Source organism: Lysobacter sp., assembly GCF_035655815.1.
Lineage (GTDB): Bacteria > Pseudomonadota > Gammaproteobacteria > Xanthomonadales > Xanthomonadaceae > Lysobacter_J.
The window spans coordinates 54,483-65,931 of record NZ_DASRTS010000001.1 but is presented as its reverse complement, the minus strand read 5'-3'; the positions used below and the strand labels follow the sequence as shown (position 1 = coordinate 65,931).

9 protein-coding genes are annotated in these 11,449 nt (G+C 70.0%); 4 read left to right on the top strand and 5 right to left on the bottom strand.

The window, feature by feature from the left end; genetic code table 11:
* Positions 1-103: 103 nt before the first annotated feature.
* Positions 104-814, bottom strand: a complete 711-nt coding sequence (locus tag VFE83_RS00310; protein ID WP_324902867.1) for a response regulator transcription factor — start codon at positions 812-814, stop codon at positions 104-106.
* 134 nt (positions 815-948) lie between these two features.
* Between VFE83_RS00310 and VFE83_RS00305 the strand changes: the two genes are divergently transcribed.
* The 3 genes from VFE83_RS00305 (at position 949) to VFE83_RS00295 (ending at position 6,384) form a co-directional block, all read left to right on the top strand.
* Positions 949-3,048: a sensor histidine kinase gene (locus VFE83_RS00305; RefSeq protein WP_324902866.1), complete on the top strand. Its 2,100-nt coding sequence runs from the start codon at positions 949-951 to the stop codon at positions 3,046-3,048.
* Between the two features lie 67 nt (positions 3,049-3,115).
* Positions 3,116-4,729 carry a FecR family protein gene (locus tag VFE83_RS00300; RefSeq protein WP_324902865.1) on the top strand — a complete coding sequence of 538 codons (1,614 nt, stop codon included), beginning with the start codon at positions 3,116-3,118 and terminating at the stop codon, positions 4,727-4,729.
* Positions 4,726-6,384: a CHASE2 domain-containing protein gene (locus VFE83_RS00295; protein ID WP_324902864.1), complete on the top strand. Its 1,659-nt coding sequence runs from the start codon at positions 4,726-4,728 to the stop codon at positions 6,382-6,384. The genes VFE83_RS00300 and VFE83_RS00295 overlap by 4 nt, the downstream gene beginning before the upstream one ends.
* Positions 6,385-6,414: 30 nt before the next feature.
* Here the strand turns inward: VFE83_RS00295 and VFE83_RS00290 are convergent, their stop codons facing one another.
* Positions 6,415-7,491 (bottom strand): NADP-dependent oxidoreductase, encoded by a 1,077-nt coding sequence (locus tag VFE83_RS00290; RefSeq protein WP_324902863.1) that lies wholly within the window; start codon positions 7,489-7,491, stop codon positions 6,415-6,417.
* A gap of 28 nt (positions 7,492-7,519) precedes the next feature.
* Positions 7,520-8,752, bottom strand: coding sequence for an MFS transporter (locus tag VFE83_RS00285; protein WP_324902862.1), 1,233 nt, complete (start codon positions 8,750-8,752; stop codon positions 7,520-7,522).
* Positions 8,753-8,825: 73 nt separating this feature from the next.
* On the opposite strand from VFE83_RS00285, the gene VFE83_RS00280 reads away from it, so the two are divergent.
* The gene (locus tag VFE83_RS00280; RefSeq protein WP_324902861.1) at positions 8,826-9,818 is read left to right on the top strand and encodes an AraC family transcriptional regulator; all 993 of its coding nucleotides are present in this window, start codon (positions 8,826-8,828) and stop codon (positions 9,816-9,818) included.
* Position 9,819: 1 nt separating this feature from the next.
* Here the strand turns inward: VFE83_RS00280 and VFE83_RS00275 are convergent, their stop codons facing one another.
* Both VFE83_RS00275 and VFE83_RS00270 read right to left on the bottom strand, forming a co-directional pair.
* Positions 9,820-10,980 carry a DUF1624 domain-containing protein gene (locus VFE83_RS00275; protein ID WP_414674663.1) on the bottom strand — a complete coding sequence of 387 codons (1,161 nt, stop codon included), beginning with the start codon at positions 10,978-10,980 and terminating at the stop codon, positions 9,820-9,822.
* Positions 10,981-11,028: 48 nt separating this feature from the next.
* Positions 11,029-11,418 (bottom strand): MerC domain-containing protein, encoded by a 390-nt coding sequence (locus VFE83_RS00270; protein ID WP_324902860.1) that lies wholly within the window; start codon positions 11,416-11,418, stop codon positions 11,029-11,031.
* Positions 11,419-11,449 lie beyond the last annotated feature (31 nt).

The window sequence follows — 11,449 nt, the reverse complement described above, 5'->3', positions numbered from 1 at the left end:
GACGTTGGGCACACTCAATGACGAATGCTTTTCAAATCTTGCAGATTGTTTCGTGACGGGTGTCACTCACCGTCACTGTGCGCCGTGGCGCGTCTGCAAGTGCTCAGGGTTGGAAGAGGTACCCGCTGCGATAGAGCGTGCGCAACGGCAAGCGATGGCCTGCGGCGGCGACCTTCTTGCGCAGGCGATGCACCATCATGTCCAGCCGCTGCGGATCGGCTTCCTCGCCCGCCTGCTCGAAGCATTCGAGCAATATCTCGCGCGGAACCGCGCTGCCGGGTGTCTTCATCAGGCACGTCATCAGCAGGCGCTCCTGCGGACTGAGCTCCACGACGACACCGTCGGGTGCATGCAGCGACCACCCATCCGCACTGACCCGCCACGTCGCCATCGGTGCCGACGGACGGACGCGACGCGCCACACTCCGCAAAGTCGCGGCGAGCACGTTGAGATCCACCGGCTTGGACAGGAAGGCATCCGCGCCCTCCGACAGGCTCAGTGCGTGGTCGGAAGGCAGCGCACGCGCGGTCAGCACCACCAGGCCGATGGACGTGGTGGCGCGCAGGCGGCGCAGCACCGACATTCCGTCCTCGCGCGGCAGGCCCAGGTCCAGTGCGACCAGATCGAACGTCGTGTGCGCGTGCGCGCGCCAGAACGCCTCCGCGCTGGGACAGGCGATCACGTCGAAACCGGCCTCGCCCAGGCTTGCGGCGAGTTCCTCCAGCAGGTCCGGATCGTCTTCGACGAGCGCGACCTTCAGGTGCTCGGCACCGCGGGGACCTGCAACATCTGGCGCAAGGGAACGGTTCGGCATGGCAGGATGATATGCCGCATCCGGTAGAGCACGCTTGCCGGATATGCGGAACAGTGTGATGTCGACTGAAGCTTCAGCTTGATGAAGGGGGCGTTGCAAGGGTTGTGCCCGAGCGACGCATCGAGCGATCAACCATGCGCGGCAACGCGAACGCGAAACACCTGACCCTGCGTCTGCTGACGCTTCTGTTCGCGCTGCTGGCGTGGGCCGCCTGCGCGTGCGCGCAGGCACACGCGGGCGATGCGCAGCGCGACGACGGCATCGACCTGGCAACGCACGCACGCTGGCTGGCCGACACGGACGGTGCGTTCTCCTTCGAACACGTGCGCGCACTGCCTGCGTCCGCGTTCGCACGCGGTGGTCCGCTGCAGCGCGCGGCCTATCGGCACGGCGCGGTGTGGATCCGCATCGACCTGCCGAAGGACCTGGCCGCTGGCACGTGGTGGATGGTCGCGGGCCCGCCGCAGATGGACTCGGTGCGGGTGTACGCGCCCGACCGCAGCGGCCGTCATGTGCGCAGCGAACTGGGCGCGCGCGTCGCGTTCGCGGCCCGGGCGGTGCCGTTCCGCAAGCCCGTCTTCGTCCTCGATCTTCCGGACGGCGCAGCTCCACGCGTGCTGTACCTGCGCATGGCCAGCGAAACGAGCACGCTGGCCACGCCGCGCCTGTGGCGACCCGACGCCTTCGCCGCGATGGCCGCGCGCGATTACGCCACCTGGGGTGCCTACTTCGGCGTGCTGGGCCTGCTGGTGCTGCTGAACCTGTACTTCTGGATCGACCTGCGCCGCGCGCTGTACCTGCACTGCGCGGTGTACCTGTCGCTGTTCCTGGCGCTGCTGTGGCTGCTCGAAGGCTTCGGCGCGCAATGGCCCATGGCCGACGCACCCGCGGGTGCGGCCTACCTGACCCGCGCGGTGTCGCTGCTGGCGATGGGCTACACGCTGTGGTTCGGCGTGGAACTGCTGGAGATCCGCCGCCGCTTCCCGCTCACGCATGCCCTCGCGTGCGTGGTGGCCAGCGTGCTGGCCGCCGGCGCGCTGCTGCTGCTGTTCTTCCGCGACGACGCGGTGCTGGAAGCGATGCTGACGCTGCGAATCCTCTGGCAGCCGGTGTTCGTCTGCCTGCTGATGCTGCAATGGCGCGCGCGACCGGAACTGCGCTGGATCGTCGCGGCCTTCGCGCTGCAGGTTGCGGGCTCGTCGGTGGCGATGGCCCGCAACCTGGGCCTGCTGGTCGCCAACGGCTGGACGACGCACAGCCTGGACGTGGTCGGACTGGTGCACATGGTCGTGCTGAGCGTGGCGTTGATGTCGCGCCTGCGCGACTCCGAACGCCGCGCGCTGGAGATGTCGGTGCGTGCCGAAATGCGCCTGGACCGCAAGGTGGCCGAGCGCACCGCCGAACTCGCCTCGACCAACCGCCGCCTGGAGACCGAGATCGCCGAGCGTCGCGCCGCGCAGGCCGAGCTCGACACGGCGCTGCGGTCCGAACGGGCCACGCTCGCCACGCAGCGCGACTTCGTGGCGATGGTCTCGCACGAATTCCGCACGCCGCTGTCGATCATCAAGGCGGTGGCGCAGCGCCTGCGCTCGCACGCGTCGCTGGGCGATCCCGACCTGCAGCAGCGGCTGGCGCGCCTGGATCGCGCCACGCAGCGCATGACCGCGATGATCGAGACCTACCTCGCCGACGACCGCATGCGCCGGCCCGAAGTCGCACGCGCGGCCACGCCCTTCGCGCCCCGCACGCTGATTTCCGCGGCCACGGAGCTGCACGCGGCTATGGACGCGCGCCTGGACGTCGACGAACCCGCCGACCTGCCCGGCGTGCGCGGCGACCTGCCGCTGCTGACCATCGCGCTGTCGAACCTGATCGACAACGCGCTCAAGTACTCGCCGCTCGACGCGCGCGTACGCCTGCACGCGCGCGTGGCGGGCGCGCACGTGCGTATCGACGTCATCGACCATGGCAGCGGCGTGCCGGAAGCCGAACGCGAGCGGATCTTCCAGCGCTACGTGCGCGGGTCCGACGGCAGCGGCCGGCCGGGCGCCGGGCTGGGCCTGCACCTGGCGCGCGAAATCGCACGCCGGCATGGCGGCGACCTGGTGCTGGCTGCCAGCGATGCGGACGGCTCCACGTTCTCGCTGCTGCTTCCGTTGGCTGCAGAAAACGCGCCTGCACCGGCCTTGTCGCCCGATCCGGCACGGGAGCACGGATCGGCGGCTCATGCATAATTCCGCGCCATCCGCAAGCAAGAGAGAGTCTCAGATGCGTCACGGACCGGTTCCAACGGCCCGCGCAATGCGTGTCGTGCGCATCGCGCTGGCCGTCGCGCTGCTCGCCGTGAGCGGCGCGTCGCTGGCCACCGACTGGACGTATCGCGTGCGCCCGGGCGACAACCTGTGGGATCTGGCCGCGCGCTACCTGCGCAGCGACATCGACTGGCGACGCCTGCAGTCGCACAACAACGTCGCCGATCCGTATGCCCTGCCGCCCGGCACCCGCATCCGCATGCCGGTGGCTTGGCTGCGCACGCAACCGGAACACGCGCGCCTGGTGTTCGTGCGCGGAACCGTGCGCATGAGCGAAGCCGACGGTGGCGCCGGACGCACCGCCGCGGAAGGTGCGCGCATCGGCATGGGCGGCTGGGTCGAGACCGCGGCCGATGCGAGCGCAACGGTGGAGTTTGCCGACGGCTCGCGCGTGATGCTCTCGCCCGGCAGCCGCATCCGCTTCGACCGGCTCACTCGTTACGGAAACACCGGCATGGTCGATACGCGCATGCGCCTGCAGCAGGGCCGCGCGACGCATCGCGTGCAGCCGCAGCAGGGGCCGGCGTCGCATTACGACGTGGGCACGCCGTCGGCGACGTCCAGCGTGCGCGGCACGCGCTTCCGCGTCGCGATGCTCGATGGGCGCGAGACGACCGAGGTGCTGGAAGGCCGCGTTGGCGTGGACGGCGCGCAGGGCGATGCCGACCTGAAAGCCGGCTTCGGCAGCCGCAACGACGGTCGCGTGCGCTCGCGCGCGTTGCTGCCGGCGCCGGAATTGTCGGCCGACGTGTCGAAGCTCGATGCACTGCCGCTTCCGCTCGCGTGGGCGCCGGTCGACGGCGCGGCGGGTTATCAGGTCGACGTGGTGGACGCCGACGCACCGGAAGTGCAGCGCGCGGAGGCGCGCTTCGACGCACCGCGCGGCCAGATAGACTCGCTGCCGCCCGGACGCTACCTGCTGCGCGTGCGCGCGGTCGATGCCGACGGGGTCGCGGGTCGCGATGCGGTGCGCGGCATCGAAGTGCCGGCAGGCCCGGCGCCGCCGCTCACGCTGCGCCCGGTCGATGGCGAAGTGCTGTTCCAGCCACGCCCGCAGTTCGAGTGGTCGCGCAGCGAAGGCGCCGTGCGCACGCACCTGCAGATCGCGCGCGATCCGGAGATGCAGGACCGCGTGGCGGACCTGCGCACCGACGAACTGCGCACCCGCGCCCGCGATGCGCTGCCGCCCGGCCAGTACTACTGGCGCGTGGCGGCGGAAGACAGCACCGGCAACGTCGGCCTGTTCGGCGAAGCGCTGCCGTTCGAGGTGGCGGAACCGCCAGCCGATCCCGGCCTTTCCCCGCCGGCCACCGACAGCGGACAGCTGGTGATCCGCTGGCGCGCGTTCCGCGATGCGCCGCGCTACCGGGTCGAACTCTCGCGCCGCGCCGACTTCGCCGACATCCGCCTCAACGAAGTCGTGACCGCGCCGGAGCTGCGCACCGAGCGCCCCGGCGGCGGCCGCTGGTACGTGCGCGTGCACGCCTCCGACCAGGCGGGCAACGAAGTGCAGATCGGTGGCGTGCAGGAGATCCGCCTGCCCTGTCGCGCCTGCTACATCGGCGGCGCGGCGGGTGCCGCGCTGCTGCTGCTCGCGTTATGACCCGGCTTCCGCTGAGCGTTTCGCGTCGTACGTTGCTGGCACTGCTCGCCGGCGTGCTGGCCGCCGTGCTGGCGTACACGGGCGCCCTGCGGAACCTGGATACCGCGATCTATGACGCGCACATGGCCGACTGGACCGCGCAGCCGGACGGACAGACGCTCATCGTCGCCATCGACGAGCGCAGCATCGCCGAACTCGGTCAGTGGCCTTGGCCACGCGCGGTGCATGCGCGCCTTATCGACCGTTTGCAGCACGCCGGCGCGCGCGCCATCGCCATGGACCTGGTGCTGTCCGAACCCGATCGCAACGGCGCGGCGAACGACCTGGCGCTGGCCGAGGCGATGCGCCGCTCCGCGCGCGTGGTTCTGCCGGTGGTGCCTTCCGCCTCCGAGTTGAACGGACCGCAGGAAGAACTGCTGCCAATCCCCGTACTGGCGAGCGCCGCGGCTGCCTTTGGGCATACCGACCTGGCGCCGGACCACGACGGTCGCACGCGCGAGCTGATCCTGCGTGCAGGCCTGGGCGATGCGCACTGGCCTTCGCTCGCCGAAGCCCTGCTGGCAATTCCGCGCACGCCGGGCGTTACCGCGCCTCCAGCATCGACAACGCCGTCGCAGGCTCCCTTCGAATGGGTTCGCGGCGATCGCGTGCGCCTGCGCTTCACCGGACCGGACGGCACCTATCCGCAGGTGTCGTATGCCGACGTGCTGGAAGGCCACGTGCCCGACGCACTGCTACGCGACCGGCTCGTCATCGTCGGTACCACCGCGCCCGGTCTGGCGCCCACCATGTTCACGCCGACGGCGGGCAACGGCGCCATGAGCGGCGCGGAGTTCCTCGCCAACGCCGCAGACACGCTGCGCACCGGCCAGGCCATGCGCGATGCGCCGGCGGTGTGGCAGGCGGTCGCCGCCTTCGCCGTGGCCGCGTCGCTGGCGTGGCTGGGCGTGGGCCGAAGCATGCAGCGTGCGCTGCTGTGCCTGGTCATGCCTGCGGTCCTCGTCATCGCCGCGAGCGTCGCGTTGCTGCGATTCGGCCACGTGTGGTTCGGCCCGGCCGCGCTGGTATGCGTGCTCGCGCTGTCGGCTGCGGTGACCGTGTCGGCGCACCTGCGTCACTGGCGCCGCCAGGCGCACCTGGACACGCTTACGGGACTGTCCAACCGGCGCGATTTCACCGCGGCCCTGGCGCGCGAACTGGCCGCGTCCGCGCGCGACGGCGAACCGCTCACGCTGGCGCTGATCGACATCGACCACTTCAAGCTCTTCAACGACACCGCCGGCCATGCGCGCGGCGACCGGCTGCTGGTGCGCGTGGCGCAGCTGCTGGAGTCTTCGCTCATGCGGCCGCGCGAAGTGGCCGCGCGACTGGGCGGCGACGAGTTCGCGCTGGTGCTGCCCGAAACCGGCGCCGAGCAGGCGCGCGCGCGCATCCGGCAACTGATGGCGCGGATGACCGATCTCGCGCCGGGGATGGAATCCTCCGGCCTTCGCGCACCGACGCTGACCATCGGCCTGGCCACCAGCGAACCCGAAGCGCCGTTCGGCGTCGACGAGTTGTTCGAACGAGCAGATGCCGCGCTCTACCACGCCAAGCGCGGCGGGCGTAACCGCTTTGCCGCGGCCGACGACCTTGGCGAGCCCGCGACCGCGTAGTACGAGCCTCCAGCAACGGAGCGGCCGGCGCTACGCGGCAGACGAATCCGCAGGCACGGACTGAAGACTGCTGCTGTCATCCTCCACGTGCACGACCACCTTGCCCAGGTGCCGTCCCTGCAGCAGGCCGATGAAGGCGTCGGGCGCGTGTTCCAGTCCATCGACGATGTGCTCGACCGGCCGGATGCGGTCGTCGGCGATCCATTGCGCCATGTCGCGCTGGAACGCCGCGAAGCGGTCGGCGTAGTGGTCCAGGATGATGAAGCCCTGCATGCGCACGCGCTTCTGCAGCACGGTCGCGAGCAGTTGCGTGCGCTTGTCCGGCCCGGTGGACGGCGTGGCTTCGTTGTAATGCGCGATGAAGCCGCACACCGGCATGCGGGCGTGCAGGTTCAGCAGCGGCAGCACCGCGTCGAGCACCTCGCCGCCGACGTTCTCGAAGTACACGTCGATGCCGTCCGGGCATGCGGCCGCGAGGCGCTCGCGCAGGTCCGCTTCACGATGGTCCAGGCAGGCATCGAAGCCGAGCACTTCCACCGCATGACGGCACTTGTCCGCTCCGCCGGCGATGCCGACCACACGCGCGCCTTTCAGCCTGGCGATCTGGCCGACCATCGCGCCCACGCCGCCCGTCGCCGCGGCGACCACCACCGTTTCGCCCGGTTGCGGTGCACCGATGTCGAGCAGCCCGACGTAGGCGGTGAAGCCCGGCATGCCCAGCGCGCCGAGCGCGAGCGACGGACGTTCCAGCTGATCCAGCGGCATCAGCCCGCTGCCGTCCGACAGCGCGTAGTCCTGCCAGCCGGCGTTGCCCAGCACGATCTGCCCTTCGCGGAAGCGCGGATGACGCGAGGCAACCACCCGGCTGACGGTGCCGCCCACCATCGTCTCCCCCAGCGGAACCGGCGGCGCATAACCCGGCCCCACCTTGTCCATCAGATTGCGCATGTACGGATCGAGCGAGAGGAACAGCGTGCGCAGCAGCACCTGGCCTTCGGCGGGCGTGGGTACGGGCTGCGATTCGAGGCGGAAATCGCGCGGCTGCGGCAGGCCCTGCGGATGCGCGGCCAGCACGATGCGGCGGTTGACTGGATTCGGGTTGGACATGTGTTGACCTTTCGGTGGAAGAAGATCGTCAGATAGCCGCAGGCTGCGTCGGCAGCGGTGCACCGCCGCGCGGACCGTAGCGCAGCGTGAGCAGCGCGCCCAGCGTCATCGTGACGGCGGCGAGCAGCGGTGCGCCCAGCGCACCGATCCCGTCGACCAGCAGGCCGCCGCCGATCGCGCCGGTGGCGATGGCCGTCTGGAACGCGGCCACCAGCAATCCGCTGGCCCCTTCGGCCTGGTCGGGCGCGGCGCGCACGATCCAGATCTGGAAGCCCACCGGGAACGCGCCGAACGCGAAACCCCACAGCACGATCGCCACCGACGCGACGGTCGCCGAATGTCCCGCCAGCAACAGGGCCACCGCCAGCGCGGCGATCAGCACGCTGCCCAGCACGATGGCGTGGCGCTCGCTGCGGCCGGCAACGTAGCCGCCGGCGAGGTTGCCGAAGAAGCCACCGATGCCATAACCCAGCAGCACTGCGGAAATCGCGCCGATGGACAGATGCGCAACGTCCTCCATCAGCGGGCGGATGTAGGTGAAGCCGGCGAAATGACCCGAGATCACCAGCAGCACGGCCAGCAGCGCGGTGCGCACGGCCGGCCGCGTCAGCAACCGTCCCAGCACGCGCAGATCCGGCTGCGCCCTGGGCGGCAGCGCGGGCAGCGTGAGCAGTTGCGCGACCAGCGTGAGCAGTCCGACCACGCCCGCGGCGACGAAGGCGCTGCGCCAGCCCCAGGTGTCGCCCATCCACGCGCCGATCGGCGCCGCGCACACAGTGGCGACGGACACGCCCGTGAGGATCAGCGACATCGCCCGCGGGAACGCATCCTCGGGCACCAGGCGCATCGCCAGCGGCGCCGCCATCGACCAGAAGCCGCCCAGCGAAATGCCCAGCAACACGCGCGCCGCCAGCAGCGTGAACAGATCGCGCGCGAACACCGCCATCGCGTTGGACGCCAGCAGCAGCACGGTCAGCGCGAGCATCACGACACGCCGGTCCATGCGCCGCGTCAGCACCGGAATGGACGGCGCGGCGATGGCGCCGACCAGCGCGGTGGCGGTGACGGTCTGCCCGCCGGCGCCTTCGCTCACGCCCAGGTCGCGGGCCATTTCGGTCAGCAGGCTGGCGGGCAGGAACTCCGCCGTGACCAGGCCGAACACGCCCAGCGTCAGGGAGATCACGGCCGGCCAGTTCGCGGCGGGAAGGGCTTGCGGCAGCGCGCCGTCGTCGGCGCAGGCGGAACAGGCAGGTGTGGTCACAAGTGTCGCGATGCTGTGGGGGAACGGCAGGTTAGGAGTAAGATTCAGGCGTTTCCATACCGGAAATTCCCCAATGCTTGACTATTCCTCCAGCCTTCCGCCGTCCATGCCGACCGCCGAAGGCCGCGACATGCTCAGCCAGGTCCTGCTGGGCCTGCGCCTGGACGGGGTGGAATACGGGCGCTGCGTGATGCAGGCGCCATGGGCCATCGCGTTCCCGGCGCAACGCGATGCGCGCTTCCACTTCGTCGCGCGCGGCGGCGCCTGGCTGTGGAGTCCGAGCACGCAATGGAAGCGGCTGGAATCCGGTTCGGCAGTGCTGCTGCCGCGCGGAAGCTTCCACGTGATGGCGAGCGCACCGGACGTGCCTTCGGTCGACATCGGCGCACTCGCGCGCGTGCCGGTGTCGGAGAACATATACCTGGTGCGCTCGGACGCGGCGCAGGGCGATGCAGCGCAGGGCGACCCGCAGGCCAGCGTGATGTTCTGCGGCGCGATGCGCTTCAACCTGGACCCGCTGCATCCGCTGCTGGCGATGATGCCCGACGTGATGCACGCCGGCGATCTGGTGCAGCGCGATCCCGCCGTGCTGACGCTGCTGGAAGCGATGGAGCGCGAGGTCTCGCTGGATCGCATCGGCGCGTGCGGCATCCTCGCGCGGCTGGCCGACGTGCTGGCCGCCAGCATCATCCGCGCGTGGGTCGAGTGCGGCTGCAGCGATTCGACCGGCTGGATCGCCGCGGTGCACTGCCCGAAGATCGGCAAGGTGATCGCCGCGATCCACGCCGAACCCGAGCGCGACTGGAACGTGCACGCGCTGGCCGACCTGATGGGCGTGTCGCGCTCGCGCTTCGCCGAGACGTTCACGCGCACCGTCGGCGAAAGCCCGGCGCGTTACGTGACCAAGGTGAAGATGTCGCAGGCACGCCGCTGGATCCAGCACGAGGGCATGCGCGTGACCGTCGCCGCCGACCGGCTGGGCTACGACTCCGAAGCGTCCTTCAGCCGCGCCTTCAAGCGCGTGATGGGCCTGCCGCCGAGTTCGGTGCGCAGCAACGCGGCGTGATCTACAGGTAGCGCAGCCACGCCAGGTCGCGACGCCGCGCCTTCAACGCCGCAAACCATCGCACCGGCACGTACAGCAGCAGCGCGACCAGCGCGGCTGCCAGCCACAGCGATGCGACGTCCGGCAACGAGAATACGCCACCGTCGGTGCGTCCGATGAGGCGCTCCGCAAGCACGTACAGCAGCTTCAGGACGTACAGGTGCAGCAGATAGAAGAACATCGGCGCCGCACCGAAGGTGACCAGCGGCGCGAGCGCCTGAGCCAGGCGTGGATTTTCGAACAGCCGCAACAGCCAAAGGCCCACGCCTACGGTCAGCAGCAAGAACAGCAATGACGGCGGGTACTTGGTCACGTTGAAGAAGCTCATCGCATCCATCAGCGCACCACCACCGCTGAGTCGCGGCGCGTCGCCATACACGTCGATCCAGCGCAGCACGACGAAGGCCGACAGCGCGAGGACGCCCGCGATCAGCAGGCGCGTTTGCCGTGCAGCGGTACTCATGTTCGCGCCATACCACGGTCCCGCCGCATAACCGAGCGCGATCACGCCGATCCACGGCAGCACCGGATACGACGTGCGCAGCCGCAGATCGCCCAGTTCGATCCAGTTTCGCTCGTGCAGGACCGACCACAGCGCGTCCCATGCCGTGCCGGGTGTGGCCTGCACGCCATCGAGCAGGTTGTGTGCGGCGATGACGAGGATTCCGAACGTCACCAGCGCCGCCCTCGGCAGCCAGAGCAATGCGGAGAGCGCGACCATGCTCAGCCCGATCGCCCAGATGACCTGCAGGTAGATCACGTCCGGCGGAAAGCGCCCGGTCCAGGCGAAGTTCACCAGCGTCAGTTCGAGCACGATCAGGAACAGGCCGCGCTTGAACAGGAACGCGCTGGCGGCTTCGCGCGGTCGTGGCTGGCGGCTGCCGTACAGCCACGCCGAAAGCCCGGTGAGGAACACGAACACCGGTGCGCACAGGTGCGCGAGCACGCGCGAGACGAACAGCGCCGGCTCGACCTGCGTCACGTCCATCGGGTCGCCCACCTGGCGGTGCAGGTAGAACGTCTCGCGGACGTGGTCGAGCAGCATCACCAGCATCACGACGCCGCGCAGCAGATCGATGGAGGCGAGGCGTCCGCCATTGGGTTGGGTCGCGGTGGAAGTCACGCGTTGTCCGATCAGAAGTGAGGTGTTGCCGGCGCGCCGCGGAAGCGGCTAGGCGCACGAGCGCTCGCGTGCGTGGCGCCGACGCCAGTTCCATACGTGTGCAGCGGCCAGCATGGCGCTGCCGGCCACGGTGATCGGCGTTTCCCACGTTTTGGCGGGCCATCCGAGTGCGCCCAGCGTCAGGGCAATCAGCCCGCAGGCACTCAGCGCCCACAGCCACGCCGGCAACGGGCGCACGCGATGCGAACGCCACAGCGCGAGTCCCGCCAGTGGGAAGGCCAGCAGCACGAACGCGGCGTGCACCCACTCCGCATGCGACCACGCCGCAAGCGCGGGCAACAGCGCGCCGAGCACTGGCAAGGCCAGGCAGTGCAGCAGGCACAGGCCCGACAGACCGATCGCCGAAGCATCGAAGACACGTGCGTCGGAGGGTTTCATCGGCTGGATCCTTGTGTAAATTGATATGTTA